At 67.9% G+C, this 13,275-nt stretch carries 13 protein-coding genes and 2 tRNA genes; 10 read left to right on the plus strand and 5 right to left on the minus strand.

The window, feature by feature from the left end:
* Window positions 1–70: 70 nt before the first annotated feature.
* Window positions 71–1,042 (plus strand): L-lactate dehydrogenase, encoded by a 972-nt coding sequence (locus tag E3O62_RS15680; protein WP_134399141.1) that lies wholly within the window; start codon window positions 71–73, stop codon window positions 1,040–1,042.
* 32 nt (window positions 1,043–1,074) lie between these two features.
* Here E3O62_RS15680 and E3O62_RS15685 read toward each other — a convergent pair.
* Window positions 1,075–1,148: transfer RNA gene (locus E3O62_RS15685), tRNA-Gly, on the minus strand.
* A gap of 168 nt (window positions 1,149–1,316) precedes the next feature.
* On the opposite strand from E3O62_RS15685, the gene E3O62_RS15690 reads away from it, so the two are divergent.
* The 5 genes from E3O62_RS15690 to clpX all read left to right on the plus strand — a co-directional run bounded on the left by E3O62_RS15690 (window position 1,317) and on the right by clpX (window position 5,959).
* Window positions 1,317–1,393 (plus strand) — tRNA-Pro (locus E3O62_RS15690).
* Window positions 1,394–1,434: 41 nt separating this feature from the next.
* Window positions 1,435–2,883: a trigger factor gene (gene tig, locus E3O62_RS15695; RefSeq protein ID WP_134399143.1), complete on the plus strand. Its 1,449-nt coding sequence runs from the start codon at window positions 1,435–1,437 to the stop codon at window positions 2,881–2,883.
* Window positions 2,884–3,204: 321 nt separating this feature from the next.
* Window positions 3,205–3,804, plus strand: coding sequence for an ATP-dependent Clp protease proteolytic subunit (locus tag E3O62_RS15700; RefSeq protein WP_104103353.1), 600 nt, complete (start codon window positions 3,205–3,207; stop codon window positions 3,802–3,804).
* A 15-nt stretch (window positions 3,805–3,819) separates the two neighbouring features.
* Window positions 3,820–4,491, plus strand: a complete 672-nt coding sequence (locus E3O62_RS15705; RefSeq protein ID WP_134399145.1) for an ATP-dependent Clp protease proteolytic subunit — start codon at window positions 3,820–3,822, stop codon at window positions 4,489–4,491.
* A gap of 187 nt (window positions 4,492–4,678) precedes the next feature.
* Entirely contained in the window at window positions 4,679–5,959 is a 1,281-nt protein-coding gene (gene clpX / locus E3O62_RS15710) for an ATP-dependent Clp protease ATP-binding subunit ClpX (protein ID WP_104103359.1), read from the plus strand.
* Window positions 5,960–6,072: 113 nt separating this feature from the next.
* Here clpX and E3O62_RS16870 read toward each other — a convergent pair whose 3' ends face one another.
* On the minus strand, window positions 6,073–6,363 hold the full coding sequence (locus tag E3O62_RS16870) for a hypothetical protein (RefSeq protein ID WP_166785229.1): 291 nt from the start codon (window positions 6,361–6,363) through the stop codon (window positions 6,073–6,075).
* On the opposite strand from E3O62_RS16870, the gene E3O62_RS16875 reads away from it, so the two are divergent.
* The gene (locus E3O62_RS16875) at window positions 6,344–6,697 is read left to right on the plus strand and encodes a benzoate/H(+) symporter BenE family transporter (RefSeq protein ID WP_198413815.1); all 354 of its coding nucleotides are present in this window, start codon (window positions 6,344–6,346) and stop codon (window positions 6,695–6,697) included. The genes E3O62_RS16870 and E3O62_RS16875 overlap by 20 nt on opposite strands.
* Window positions 6,698–6,831: 134 nt before the next feature.
* Here E3O62_RS16875 and E3O62_RS15725 read toward each other — a convergent pair whose 3' ends face one another.
* A complete protein-coding gene (locus E3O62_RS15725) occupies window positions 6,832–8,865 on the minus strand; it encodes a M3 family metallopeptidase (RefSeq protein WP_134399149.1) in 2,034 nt (677 codons plus the stop codon).
* A 78-nt stretch (window positions 8,866–8,943) separates the two neighbouring features.
* Between E3O62_RS15725 and E3O62_RS15730 the strand changes: the two genes are divergently transcribed.
* Genes E3O62_RS15730 through E3O62_RS15740 form a run of 3 tightly spaced genes read left to right on the plus strand, consistent with a single transcriptional unit; the run spans window position 8,944 to window position 12,502 of the window.
* Window positions 8,944–9,777 (plus strand): class I SAM-dependent methyltransferase, encoded by an 834-nt coding sequence (locus E3O62_RS15730; protein ID WP_134399151.1) that lies wholly within the window; start codon window positions 8,944–8,946, stop codon window positions 9,775–9,777.
* Window positions 9,778–9,780: 3 nt separating this feature from the next.
* Window positions 9,781–11,217 (plus strand): AMP-binding protein, encoded by a 1,437-nt coding sequence (locus E3O62_RS15735; protein WP_134399152.1) that lies wholly within the window; start codon window positions 9,781–9,783, stop codon window positions 11,215–11,217.
* The gene (locus tag E3O62_RS15740) at window positions 11,189–12,502 is read left to right on the plus strand and encodes a thiolase family protein (protein WP_370448939.1); all 1,314 of its coding nucleotides are present in this window, start codon (window positions 11,189–11,191) and stop codon (window positions 12,500–12,502) included. Before E3O62_RS15735 ends, E3O62_RS15740 begins: the two co-directional genes overlap by 29 nt.
* 51 nt (window positions 12,503–12,553) lie before the next feature.
* Here E3O62_RS15740 and E3O62_RS15745 read toward each other — a convergent pair whose 3' ends face one another.
* Both E3O62_RS15745 and E3O62_RS15750 read right to left on the minus strand, forming a co-directional pair.
* On the minus strand, window positions 12,554–12,814 hold the full coding sequence (locus E3O62_RS15745) for a hypothetical protein (protein WP_241973554.1): 261 nt from the start codon (window positions 12,812–12,814) through the stop codon (window positions 12,554–12,556).
* Between the two features lie 6 nt (window positions 12,815–12,820).
* Window positions 12,821–13,267 carry a GNAT family N-acetyltransferase gene (locus E3O62_RS15750; protein ID WP_134393915.1) on the minus strand — a complete coding sequence of 149 codons (447 nt, stop codon included), beginning with the start codon at window positions 13,265–13,267 and terminating at the stop codon, window positions 12,821–12,823.
* Between the last annotated feature and the right edge of the window lie 8 nt (window positions 13,268–13,275).

A 13,275-nucleotide genomic window follows, 5' to 3' on the forward strand; every position in this document is an offset into this window, starting at 1 on the left:
CGCGGCACTGGCCCAGCCACGGGCATCCGAATGTTCGGATCCGGCCCGGTCAGGGGTGCAGACTTAGCTCATGAGCGAGATCGCGAATTCCAAGCTGGCCATCATCGGAGCCGGGGCCGTCGGGTCGTCCCTGGCCTACGCCGCACTAATCCGGCAGTCCGCGCGGGAAGTCGTCCTCTACGACATCAACGGGCCCAAGGTGGAGGCCGAGGTTCTCGACCTGGCCCACGGCACCCAGTTCACGGGTGCCTCCTGCGTGGCCGGCGGCAGCGACCTCGACGCCATCGCGGGGGCGAACATGGTCGTGATCACGGCCGGGGCCAGACAGCACCCGGGCCAGTCCCGACTCGAGATGGCCGGCGTCAATGTCGGGATCCTGCGTGAGCTGATGCCCCAGCTGGTCGAGCGAGCCCCGGACGCCGTCTACATGCTCGTCACCAACCCCTGCGACGTGCTTGCCTATGCTGCCCGCCAGTTCAGCGGGCTGCCGGCCACGCGCGTCTTCGGGTCGGGCACGGTGCTCGATTCCTCTCGGCTGCGCTGGATGCTCGCGCACCGGGTCGGTGTCGCGATCGCCAATGTGCACGCCGTGATCGTCGGAGAGCACGGCGACTCGGAGTTCCCGCTCTGGTCCCAGGCCCGGATCGGCCCGATCTCCCTGGCCGAGTGGGTGCAAGACGACATCTCGCCCAAGGGTCTGGTGCCGTTCTCGGAGGCGGAATTCGACGCGATCACCGAGAGCGTGAAGACCGCGGCGTACACGGTCATCGCCGGCAAGGGCGCCACGAACTACGCGATCGGGCTTTCGGGCGCCCGGATCGTCGAGGCCGTGCTGCGCGACGAGGGCGCCGTGCTTCCGGTCAGTTCGGTGCTCACCGACTACCGGGGCGTCAGCGATGTGGCGCTGTCGGTGCCGAGCGTGATCAACGCCGAGGGCGTCTCCCGCGTGATCGAGGTTCCCTTCAGCGAGAAGGAGCAGGGGCTGTTCGAGCACTCGGCGGCGACGTTGCGCGCGACGCTGAACGGGCTCGGACTCGACTGAGCCGTGTGAGACGATCCGTCCAGGGCGTGGTGTGGAGGGGATGACGGGAATCGAACCCGCGCCATCAGTTTGGAAAACTGAGGCTCTACCATTGAGCTACATCCCCGGGCGCAGTCCCCTGCGCATACACTCAGCGTAGTACACGCTGACGGTCGCCAGCTGCACGTCTCGACCCGCGGCATCCGGACCGTGCAGTAGACTTACTGAGGTCATTCCGCGAATTGCGCGAACTCTGCGCGCCAAACGGATGCGATCACCGGGTTGAGAAATTGTCCGGGGCGTAGCTCAGCTTGGTAGAGCGCTCGGTTTGGGGCCGAGAGGTCGCAGGTTCGAATCCTGTCGCCCCGACCAACACCCCCTAAATACATCGGTCGAACACAGGAGATTGCCACGTGAAGTCCACGGTAGAACAACTGAGCCCCACTCGCGCGAAGGTCACCATCTCGGTGGCTCCCGAGGAGCTGAAGCCCAGCATCACCCACGCCTACGGCCACATTGCCGAGGACATCAACATTCCCGGCTTCCGCAAGGGCAAGGTCCCGCCGGCCATCATCGACCAGCGGGTCGGCAAGTCCGCCGTGCTCGAGCATGCGGTCAACGAGAGCCTCGACGGTTTCTACCGCTCGGCCGTGACCGAGCACAAGCTGCGCCCCCTGGGTCGCCCCGAGGCAGACATCGTCGCCTGGCCCAGCGACAAGGACTTCTCCGGAGACCTGGAACTGGCCATCGAGGTCGACGTGCGCCCCGAGATCGACCTGCCGAACTACTCCGGGCTGAAGCTCACCGTCGACGCCGTCGAGGTGTCCGATGAAGAGGTCGCCGAGGAACTCGACAACCTGCGCAGCCGCTTCGGCACGCTCGTCACCGTCGATCGCCCCGCCACCACGGGCGACTTCGTGCAGATCGACCTGATCGCCGCCATCAACAGCGTCGAGGTCGACAACGCCACCGGCATCTCCTACGAGGTCGGCTCCGGCGACCTCATCGACGGCATCGACGAGGCGCTCGACTCCCTCAGCGCCGGTGAGACCACCACCTTCAACTCCAACCTCATGGGTGGGGACCACGAGGGCGAGACCGCCGAGATCACCGTCACCGTCGGCGCCGTCAAGGAGCGCGAGCTTCCGACCGCCGACGACGACTTCGCGCAGATCGCCAGCGAGTTCGACACCATCGCCGAGCTGACCGAGAGCCTCAAGGGCCAGGTCGAGCGCTCCAAGGTCTTCGGCCAGGGCACCCAGGCCCGCGAGAAGCTCGTCGAGCAGCTGCTCGAGTCGGTCGAGGTTCCGATTCCGACTGCGATCATCGAGGACGAGGTTCGTCGCCACCTCGAGGGCGAGAACCGCCTCGAAGACGCCGAGCACCGCGCCGAGGTCACCGAGGCCAGCGAGAAGACCTTCCGTCAGCAGATCCTGCTCGACACCATCGCCGAGGCCGAGAAGGTTCAGGTCAGCCAGGACGAGCTCACTCAGTACCTGATCCAGGGCGCAGCCCAGTACGGCATGGACCCGAGCGAATTCGTCCAGGCGCTGAGCGGCAACGGTCAGATCCCGTCGATGGTGGCCGAGGTTGCCCGCAACAAGGCCCTCGCCATCGCACTGGGCAAGGCCGAGGTCGTTGACTCCAACGGCAACGCCGTCGACCTGTCCGAGTTCGTCGCGGTCGCCGACGAGGCGTCCGGCGAGGGCGAGGACGAGGAGATCGAGGAGGACGACTCCGACGCCGCCGAGGCCGAGGTCGACGCCGAGGTCGAGGCCATCAAGGCCGCCAAGGCCACGGCAGCGAAGGCAGCCAAGGCCAAGGCCGCCGCGGCGAAGAAGAAGGCCGCCGCCAAGAAGTAGCACGACAATCGCTCACGCGGGCGTACGGGTCGGATGTCACAGGCATCCGGCCCGTTCCGCGTTTGTGCCCTGCCGCCCCCACCCCGCCCACGACCCCGTCCCTGGCTTGACCCCTCCCGACCTGGACCAATTCGACGGAATTTTTCGGGTTCAGGGCCGTTATTCACGGTTTTCGGGGTCAGGAGAGCAAAATATCCGTCGAATTGGTTCGGAGCGACGGATGCGTGGCCGGCGCGTTATCTGCCGAGGGCGAACACAGCCGTTCCGGAGCGTCGGCTCCTATAGATTCAATCTGAAGCGACAAGTGAAACGGAGCGCGACATGGCCGATATGACACCTACACCGGGCGTTTTTGACCGACTGCTGAAAGACCGCATCATCTGGCTGGGTTCAGAGGTCCGGGATGAGAACGCCAACGAGATTTGTGCCAAAATCCTGCTGCTGGCCGCAGAGGACTCGGAGCGGGATATCTTCCTGTACATCAACTCTCCCGGCGGCTCAATCACGGCGGGCATGGCCATTTACGACACGATGAGGTTCGTTCCGAACGACATCGTCACCGTCGGCATCGGACTCGCGGCCTCGATGGGGCAGTTCCTGTTGTCCTCTGGAACGAAGGGCAAGCGGTACATCACCCCCAACGCCCGGGTCCTGTTGCACCAGCCGTCCGGCGGATTCGGTGGCACGGCCGCCGACATCCAGACGCAGGCGAAGGTCATCCTGGATATGAAGAAGCGGATGGCCGAACTCACGGCAGAGCAGACCGGCAAATCGGTCGAGCAGATCCTCATCGACAACGACCGCGACAACTGGTTCACCGCTCACGAGGCCGTGGCCTATGGTTTTGTCGACCACCTGCGCGGCTCCGCGTCGGAAGTGGTCGGCGGCGGCGGCACCGACGACTCAGTGAACAAGAAGTAGGACGGGCGAGACGACATGGAATTCACGAATTTTGGTCAGCAGGCCGGGGGCCGCGCTCCTCAGGCACCCGAGGCCCGATACATCCTTCCCACGTTCGAAGAGCGCACGGCCTACGGCTACAAGCGCCAGGACCCCTACGCGAAGCTCTTCGAGGACCGCATCATCTTCCTCGGCGTGCAGGTGGACGACGCGTCCGCCGATGACGTCATGGCCCAGCTCCTGGTGCTCGAGAGCCAGGACCCGGACCGGGACATCGTGATGTACATCAACTCACCGGGTGGCTCCTTCACCGCGATGACGGCGATCTACGACACGATGCAGTACATTCGTCCGCACATCCAGACGGTCTGCCTCGGCCAGGCGGCATCCGCTGCCGCCGTGCTGCTTGCCGGCGGCACCCCCGGGAAGCGCCTCGCCCTTCCCAACGCCCGCATCCTCATCCACCAGCCCTCGGCCGGCGGACAGGGCGGCGGTCAGGCCTCCGACATCGAGATCCAGGCAGCCGAGATTCAGCGGATGCGGGAGTGGCTCGAAGTCACCATCGCTCACCACTCCAACCGCAGCGCGGAGCAGGTTCACAAGGACATCGACCGCGACAAGATCCTCGGCTCGGCCGAGGCCCTCGAGTACGGCCTGATCGACCAGATCCTGACCAGCCGCAAAAACGTGCCCACGCTCGTCAAGTAGTAGAGCGAAACCGTGAACGCGACGGATGTCCGGGCTCGACGGAGCCGGGCATCCGTCGCGTTTCGCATATCGGGGAGATCGGGCACAACGGTGCTTGAACGTTATTCGACAGATGCGGTCAGCCTGCGCCCGTGCCGCACAGGCACAGGCTAGGCTCGATGCAGTTATCAATGGAGGAGGCTGACGGATGGCCCGAATAGGCGAAAGCGCTGACCTGTTGAAGTGCTCTTTCTGCGGAAAGAGCCAGAAGCAGGTGCAGCAGCTCATTGCGGGCCCCGGTGTCTACATCTGTGACGAGTGCGTCGAGTTGTGCAACGAGATCATCGAGGAGCGTTTGGCCGAAGCCACCGCTGAAGACGGTGCCGGCGAATTCGAACTGCCCAAGCCGAAGGAGATCTTCGGCTTCCTCGAGGAATACGTCATCGGGCAGGAAGCCGCCAAGCGCGCCCTCGCCGTTGCCGTCTACAACCATTACAAGCGCGTACGCTCCCGCGCCACCCTCACCGCCGCCGACGCCATCCACGACGACGTGGAAATCGCCAAGTCCAACATTCTGCTGATCGGCCCTACCGGCTGCGGCAAGACCTACCTCGCCCAGACGCTGGCAAAACGCCTCAACGTTCCCTTCGCCGTGGCGGATGCGACGGCCCTCACCGAGGCCGGCTATGTCGGTGAAGATGTGGAGAACATTCTCCTCAAGCTGATCCAGGCCGCCGACTACGACGTCAAGCGCGCCGAGACCGGCATCATCTACATCGACGAGATCGACAAGATCGCACGCAAGGCCGAGAACCCCTCGATCACCCGCGACGTGTCCGGCGAGGGTGTGCAGCAGGCCCTGCTGAAGATTCTCGAGGGCACCGTGGCCTCGGTTCCGCCGCAGGGTGGGCGCAAGCATCCGCACCAGGAATTCATTCAGATTGACACCACGAATGTGCTGTTCATCGTGGCCGGCGCGTTCGCGGGCCTGGATGACATCATTTCGACCCGGGCCGGCAAGAAGGGCATCGGGTTCGGCGCGCCGCTGCACAGCAAGGGCGACGACGTCAACCTGTTCAGTGAGGTGCTCCCCGAAGACCTGCACAAATTCGGCCTGATCCCCGAGTTCATCGGCCGTCTGCCCGTGGTCACCACCGTCACCCAGCTCGACCAAGTGGCCCTGATGCAGATTTTGACCGTCCCGAAGAATGCCCTCGTGCGGCAGTACCAGCGTATGTTCCAGCTCGACGGCGTCGAGCTCGAATTCGAACAGCCGGCGCTGGAGGCCATCGCCGACCTCGCGGTCCTGCGCAAGACCGGTGCGCGCGGCCTACGAGCGATCATGGAAGAGGTGCTCGGACCGATCATGTTCGAGGTGCCGTCGAGCTCCGAGGTGGCGCGTGTCGTGGTCACCCGGGCCGCCGTGCTCGATAACGCCGAGCCCACGATCGTGCTGCACAAGGCCCGTCGCGTCGACAAGTCCGCCTAGGTTCAGCGCCCGGCCTCACCCCGCTTCGGCACCCGACCGAACCGAGCCCGGGGGCCGCCGTGTACCAGCCCGCCTTCGTCGGCGTCGTTGCGGCGGTCACCGGATTCGCGGGTTCATTCGTGCTCGTCATCGCCGGGCTGCAGGCCGTGGGCGCGTCCGATTCGCAGGCGGCATCCGTCCTGTTGGCGCACTGCCTGCTGGTCGGCATCGACGGCGTGCTGTATCCCGAAGCCGATCGCCAGTGCGATGCTCGCCGGCATCCTGTTCCCGATCTGCCCGGCCCCGGTGACGGCAGCCGTGTAGCAGCCGCTGCTCGCGGTGCCGGTTGTTCTGGTCTGGCTCGCCGTGTTCAAGCTGGCGCGCGCGTGGATGGTGCCGGCGACCATGGTCGGGGCCGCGATCATCGACGTTCGGCTACCAGCCTCTGCCCTGCGCGATCTGGTCGGCTCCGGTCTGGCGAACGCGTTCGGATCGGTCGTCGGCGCGCTCGGCATCAACCTGACGGCAATCACGACCGCGCCGATGGCCGGCCCCGACGCGCATCCTGACGGCCTGAAGCGGTGGATCGCCACGGCTGCCTCCGGGGCGGCCTGCCTCGTCCTGGTCACCGCGTCGGGCGTTTCGGTGTCGGGCATCGGCTCCGCGTTCGGGGTGCTGGTCATCGGCGGCGTGGTCATGCTCTGGCCCGGCTGGATGCCCTCCGGCCGCTCTCACCCAACTGCCGTCGCTGCCCCCTAACGAATTCGACGGAGATTTTGGCGAAATCAGGCCCACACGGGCCGAAAGCGGCCTGTTTCCGTAAAATCTCCGTCGAATTGGTTCAGGGGCGGGGCGTTAGGGCGCCGGGCAACGCCGGGCAGTGCCGGACGGTGCTAGTTCAGGCCGCGACGGTCGAGCAGCGGCTGAATGTCGGCGTCACGGCCGCGGAAATGGCGGTAGGCGGCGAGCGGGTCGGTGCTGCCGCCCACGCCCAGCAGCCGCGACCGGAAACGGTCTCCGTTGGCCCGGGTGAGCCCGCCGTTCTCTGCGAACCACTCGCCGGTGTCGGCGTCCAGCACCTCGCTCCAGATGTAGGAGTAGTAGCCGGCGTCGTAGCCGCCGGCGAAGGTGTGCGCGAAGTAGGTGCTGGAATAGCGGGTCGGCACGGCCGGATTGTCGAGCCCCACGGCGGCGAGGGCGGATGCCTCGAACGCGGCGACATCCGTCACCCTGTCGTCGGCTCCGATGCGGTGCCAGGCCTGGTCGAGCAGGGCCGCCGCAAGGTACTCGCTGGTGAAGAAGCCCTCGTTGAAGGTGGACGAGGCGTGGATGCGGTCGATGAGGTCCTGGGGCATGGGCTCCCCGGTCTCGTGGTGACGGGCATAGTTCGTGAGCACGTCGGGCCACAGCATCCACATCTCGTTGACCTGGCTGGGGAACTCCACGAAGTCGCGGTACACATTGGTGCCGGCGAATTTCGGGTAGGTGACCCGCGCGAACAGGCCGTGCAGGGCGTGCCCGAACTCGTGGAACAGGGTGACGACCTCGTCGAAACTGAGCAGCGTGGGCTCGCCCGTCGCCGGCCGGGGCACGTTCAGGTTGTTGCAGACGATCGTGGGGGTGCCTATCAGCGTCGACTGGGAGCCCAGGGCGTTCATCCAGGCGCCGCCCCGCTTGGAGTCGCGGGTGTAGACGTCGATGATGTACAGGCCCACGGGGGAGCCGTCGGCCTCGGTGACCTCGAACACACGCGCGCCGGGGTGCCAGGCGACGAGGTCGGGTTGCTCGGTGAAGGTGACGCCGTAGAGCCGATTGGCCGCGTAGAACACGCCGTCCTGCAGCACCCGTTCGAACTCGAAGTAGGGGCGCATGGCCGCGGTGTCCACGTCGTAGCGGGCCCGTCGCACCCTCTCCGTGTAGAAGGCCCAGTCCCAGGCGGCGAGCTCGAAGGCCCCGCCGTCCGCATCGATCTGCGCCTGCAGGTCGGCCTGCTCGGCGCGCGCATTGCGGGCTGCCGCCGGCGCGAGGCGCCCGAGCATGTCGGCGACCGCCTCCGGGGTCTTCGCCGTCTGGTCCGCGGTCACGCCGGCCGCGTGGCTGTCGAATCCGAGCAGCCGGGCCCGCTCGGCACGCAGCCGGGAGATCTCCAGCACGAGGGCGCGGTTGTCGAACTGCCCGCCGCGGATGCCCCGTGACCGGGAGGCGGCCAGCAGCCGCTCCCGCACACCGCGGTTCGTCAGCTGTGCCAGGTAGGGGTGCGAGGTAGGCAGCACCAGAGTGATCACGTAACGGCCGGTCAGGCCGCGCTCGTGGGCGGCCTCGGCTGCGGCGGAGATCTGACCGGGGGTGAGGCCATCCAGCTCGCTCACGTCGTCGAGCACGAGTGCCAGGTCGTTGGTGTCGGCGAGCAGGTTCTTCTCGAACCGGGTGGTGACCGTGGAGAGCCGCTTGTTGTAATCACGCAGCCGGGCCTTGTCGTCGTCGTCGAGGCCCGCGCCCGCGAGCGTGAATTCGGTGAAGTACCGCTCGATCAGGTAGCGTTCCTCCGGCTCCAGGTCCAATCGATCCCGCTGCTCCTGCAGAGCGGCGATCCGGGTGAACAGGCCAGGGTCCAGACGGATGGCGTCCGCGTGCGCTGCGAGGAGCGGGGCCAGTTCCTCCTCGAGTGCGTTGGTGAAGTCGCTGGAGTCCGACGAACTCCGGTTGAAGAACACCTCGGCCACCCGGGTCAGCAACGGCCCGCTGCGCTCGAGCGGGACCATCGTGTTGTCGAAGGTGGGGGCATCCGCGCTCGCGCAGATCGCCGCAATCTCGGCCAACTGCTCGGACATACCGTCCAGGAACGCCGGCCGGTAGTGCTCCTCCGCAATCAGCGCGAACGGAGGCAGCTCGAACGGAAGCGTGCTGATGCTGGCGAAGGGGTTCATTTCTTCACCCTGTCACATCCCCGGTCACATCCACATTTCGTCTGTCGGAGTACTCCCCCGCACGCCTAGGATCGGTTCATGATCGACGAGCCGGCACGCCCCGAGACCGCGCCCCGGGAGCAGTACACGCACGGGCATCACGAGAGCGTGCTGCGCTCGCATACCTGGCGCACGGTGGCCAACTCGGCGGCCTACCTGATCCCGCACCTGGATGCCGGGCTGACCCTGCTCGACGTGGGCTGCGGTCCGGGCACGGTCACGGTCGACCTGGCACGCCGGCTGTATCCCGGTCAGGTCACCGGCATCGATGCGTCGGAGCAGATTGTGCGGCGCGCAGCCGGGCTGGCCTTCGATGAGGGGGTGCGGAACGTGTCGTTCCAGGTGGGTGACGCCTACGCGCTCGGCTTCGCCGATGCGAGCTTCGACATCGTACACGCGCACCAGGTGCTCCAGCACCTCGCCAACCCCGTCGCCGCGCTGCGGGAGTTCCAGCGCGTGCTGAGACCGGGCGGGATCCTCGCCGCCCGCGACGTCGATTCCGGGGGAGTGATGTACTACCCGAAGCTTCAGGGCCTGCAGCTGTGGGAGAGCGCCTTCCGCGACGTGCAGTACTGGAACGGCGGCGACCCCGACGCCGGGCGGGCGCTCAAAGCCTGGGCGCGCCAGGCCGGGTTCACCGACGTGGCGAGTTCGGCATCCCTTTGGTGCTTCGCCTCGGATGTCGAACGCGAGTGGTGGGGGCGGTCCTGGGCCGAGCGGGTGATCGAATCCGACTTCGCCGCACACGCCATCGAGGTGGGCGCGGCCGACCTGGCCGACCTTCGGATGATGCAGGCCGCGTGGCTGCAATGGGCCGGCGACCCCGATGGCTGGTTCGGTATCCCACACGGCGAGATCGTGGCCAGGAAGTAGCCCGTGCCGTTCCTCGACCGACTCCAACACTGGGCCCAGGTTCAGCCCGACGCCACCGCCGTCTCGGTCGGCGCCGACCGAATCAGCTTCGCCGAGCTCCGCGATGCGGCGGCGGCGCTCCTGCCCGCGACGCCCCGGATCTCCACCGTCTGCCTGCCCCACGGCACCGCGTTCGCCGTTGCCTTCGCCGCCGGCGTCGCCGAAGGCCGCTGCTCTGCGATTCAGAACCCTGACTGGCCGAAGGCGCAGCGCAGGGTGGTCGAGGAACGCCTGGCGAGGATCGCCGGGTTGGACGGACGGGTCGGCGCCGGCGCGCCCCTGCTCGGCACGGAGTTGCGCGACGGTCCCCCCGACAGGGACTTCCTCTACGGGTTCACCTCCGGAACGACCTCCGTGCCCAAGGCGTTCACGCGCAGCCGAGCCTCCTGGCAGCGCTCGTTCGCGCTGGGCACCGAGTTCTTCGGCCTGACTCGGCACGACCGAACACTGGCGCCCGGCCCGCTCTCCGCCAGCCTCAGCCTCTACGCTCTCGCCGAATCGCTGCATACCGGCTCCGCCTTTTTCGCTCTGCCCCGCTTCTCCGCCGCCGACGCTGTCGCCTGTGTCGCTGTCGAGCAGATCACCCGGATCGTGGCGGCGCCGACCGTGCTACGTGTGATCGCCGCGCACGCGCTGGCCGTCGGCACGAACGGCACGCCACCCACCGGCAGGAGGCTCACCGCCATCGTGAGTGCGGGGGCCAAACTCGACCCGGGAACCCTGTCGATGCTGCGCCTCTGGGCGCCGGACGCCAGCGTGTTCGAGTACTACGGGGCAGCCGAACTGAGCTTCGTGACGGGGTCCGTGCTGCGTCCCGGCGAGGTGGCGCCGATCTCGGCGACCGCCGTCGGGCGGGCTCTGCCCGGCGTGGAGGTGCGCATCCAGGACGACGCGGGACGCGCCCTGCCGACCGGCACCCCGGGCACCATCTTCGTGCGCAGCCTTCTGGTGGGAGGCGGGTACGCCTGGGGCGACGACGGCGAGGCGTTCCGCCGCGAGGTCGACTGGTGCACGGTCGGCGACATCGGCTTCCTCGACCCGGCTGCGGTGCTGCACCACCTCGGCCGCCGCGCCGACCTCATCGTCACGTCCGGGCACAACGTCTACCCGCAGCAGGTCGAAGCGGCCTTGCGCGGCCTTCCCGGCGTGGAGTCGGCCGTCGTCACCGGTCTGCCGGACCCCGTGCGCGGAACCCGCGTGGTGGCCGCCGTGATCGCCGGCTCCGAGACGGATGCCGCGCGCATCCGGTCGCGCGCCGCGGCTCTGCTCGCCGCGCCCCACCGGCCCCGCGCCTACTACGCCCTGACGGAGCTGCCGCTCACCTCGGCCGGTAAACTCAGCCGGGTGATGCTGCGCCGCTGGATCGAGAAGGGTGACCGTCGTGTGCGCCCTCTGCGCTGACCCAGTCCGGCCGGACGCGGTCGGCGCCGACGGCTCCACTGCTCCCAGCGCCGACAGCGCCGATTCGCCCGCCGGACCGCCAAACGACGCTGCCCGGGAACCCGTGATCGTGCTTGCCCGCCGCACCGCCTTCGGCCGCCGCAACGGGGTGTTCGCGCACACCTGTGCCGAAGACCTGCTGGCCCCCGTGCTGAACGCCGTGGTGTCCGGTGGCGGGGTGTCCCCGGCTGCCATCGACGATGTCATCATCGGCAACGCGGTGGGCGGCGGCGGCAACGTGGCCCGCCTGGCCGCGCTGACGGCCGGTCTGCCGGATTCCGTCCCCGGCCTCACGATCGACCGGCAGTGCGGCTCCGGCCTTGAGGCCATCGTGCTGGCCTGCCGGTTGGTTGTCGCCGGCGCCGGCGACCTCTACCTCGCCGGGGGAGTCGAGAGTTGCAGCACGGCCCCGCTGCGCGCGCACCGGCTCACCTCGGGCCCCGGGCGGCCGGACTTCTTCGATCGCGTGCGTTTCGCCCCCGATTCAGTCGGCGACCCCGACATGGGCGTCGCCGCCGAGAACGTGGCCGACCGCTACGGCATCTCCCGGCAGCGGCAGGACGCCTTCGCCCTCCGCAGTCACCGGCTGGCCGTCACGGCTGCCGCCGTGCCGGCGCCCGACATCGTGCCGCTGCCGACAGAGGCCGGCCCGGTCTTCGTCGACGAGGGGCCTCGCCCGGGTCTGACTAAGGCCCTGCTGGCCCGGTTCTCGCCGGTCTTCCGGCCGGGAGGAACGGTCACCGCCGGCAACTCCTGCGCGGATGCCGATGGCGCCGTCGTGGTCCTGGTCACCAGCCGCCGGCGGGCGCGCGAACTCGGACTGACCGGGTGGTTGTCCTTCGTCGACGCCGCGGTCACCGGCACGGACCCGAACTTCCTCGGCATTGGCGGCGCCGAGGCCGCGCGCCTCGTGCTGCTTCGGCAGGGCCTGACCGGGGCCGACCTGGCTCGGATCGAGTTCAACGAGGCGTTCGCGGCGCAGGTGCTTGCATCCCTCGATCTGCTCGGCGTTCCTGAGGAGCACGCCAACCGCGAGGGTGGGGCGCTCGCCCTCGGGCATCCGTTCGGCGCCAGCGGAGCCCTGCTGGTGCTGAGGCTGCTGCAGCAGTGTCGCGCCGCGGCAACACCGGGGGACGCCGCCCTCGCTGCGGTCAGCATCGCCGGCGGGCTGGGGCTTGCCGCCCTGTTCCGCTGGGAGCAGTCCCTGTCATCGGAGGCAGCGGGCGCCGACCGACTCTCACGCTGACGCACGACCACGGGGTGCGGAGTGGCCTCGCGGGATGCCGGTCAGCTGAGGTTAGATCCAGTCGTCCTCGTCGTCGAGCACGATCGACGGCTGCGTGATCGTGGCACTGTCCTCGCCTGGGTCATAGCGGATGATCGTGCCGTCGTCGAGCTCGAGCACGGGGCTGCCCTCGAGCCAGGTCAGTGTCCAGCGCCAGGCGCTGGAGTCCTCCGCCAGCGCGGTGAGGTCCTCTTCGACCGCACGGATGGCGATCTCCACCACGTGAGGCAGCCCGGCCGGCGCCGGGTGACCCAGAGGCCAGCGGGTTCCCATCTTCACTTACAGCTCGATCTCGTAGGTGACCCAGTCCGTACGGGTGGCCAGATCGTCGTACAGGCGCTGTGCGGTCTCGTTGTCGGCGGCCGTCAGCCACTGCACGGTCGTGAGACGGTGCGCCGCGGCGTACTCCTTGGCGAACTCGATCAGGGCGCGGCCGACGCCTGTGCTGCGGGAGTCCGGCGACACGAACAGGTCGTCCAGGAACAGTCCGCGGGTGGCGGTCAGGGTGCTCGGGACCTCGCGGTAATGGGCGAAGCCGACGAACTCGCCGTCCTCGTCGACAGCCACGGCACCGGCGAGAGACTCGTTCTTGTCGATGATCCAGCTCCAGACCTGGAGCGCTTTCTGATCAGTCAGATCGCTCTTGTAGAACTCGCTGTAGCCCTCGAAGAGTCCCAGCCATGAGAAGAAGTCCTTATCGCCGAGCGCGCGTACCTTGATTGACATCCGGTTCT

The sequence above is a fragment of the Cryobacterium sp. TMT2-15-1 genome, assembly GCF_004402345.1.
Classification (GTDB): Bacteria; Actinomycetota; Actinomycetes; order Actinomycetales; family Microbacteriaceae; genus Cryobacterium; species Cryobacterium sandaracinum.

Excerpts from the sequence above, each read along its gene's own strand:
- E3O62_RS15680 (WP_134399141.1), top strand. The coding sequence starts at position 71 with ATGAGCGAGATCGCGAATTCCAAGCTGGCCATCATCGGAGCCGGGGCC.
- E3O62_RS15700 (WP_104103353.1), top strand. The coding sequence starts at position 3,205 with ATGGCCGATATGACACCTACACCGGGCGTTTTTGACCGACTGCTGAAA.
- E3O62_RS15705 (WP_134399145.1), top strand. The coding sequence starts at position 3,820 with ATGGAATTCACGAATTTTGGTCAGCAGGCCGGGGGCCGCGCTCCTCAG.
- clpX (WP_104103359.1), top strand. The coding sequence starts at position 4,679 with ATGGCCCGAATAGGCGAAAGCGCTGACCTGTTGAAGTGCTCTTTCTGC.
- E3O62_RS16875 (WP_198413815.1), top strand. The coding sequence starts at position 6,344 with ATGGTCGGGGCCGCGATCATCGACGTTCGGCTACCAGCCTCTGCCCTG.
- E3O62_RS16870 (WP_166785229.1), bottom strand. The coding sequence starts at position 6,363 with ATGATCGCGGCCCCGACCATGGTCGCCGGCACCATCCACGCGCGCGCC.
- E3O62_RS15725 (WP_134399149.1), bottom strand. The coding sequence starts at position 8,865 with ATGAACCCCTTCGCCAGCATCAGCACGCTTCCGTTCGAGCTGCCTCCG.
- E3O62_RS15730 (WP_134399151.1), top strand. The coding sequence starts at position 8,944 with ATGATCGACGAGCCGGCACGCCCCGAGACCGCGCCCCGGGAGCAGTAC.
- E3O62_RS15745 (WP_241973554.1), bottom strand. The coding sequence starts at position 12,814 with ATGGGAACCCGCTGGCCTCTGGGTCACCCGGCGCCGGCCGGGCTGCCT.
- E3O62_RS15750 (WP_134393915.1), bottom strand. The coding sequence starts at position 13,267 with ATGTCAATCAAGGTACGCGCGCTCGGCGATAAGGACTTCTTCTCATGG.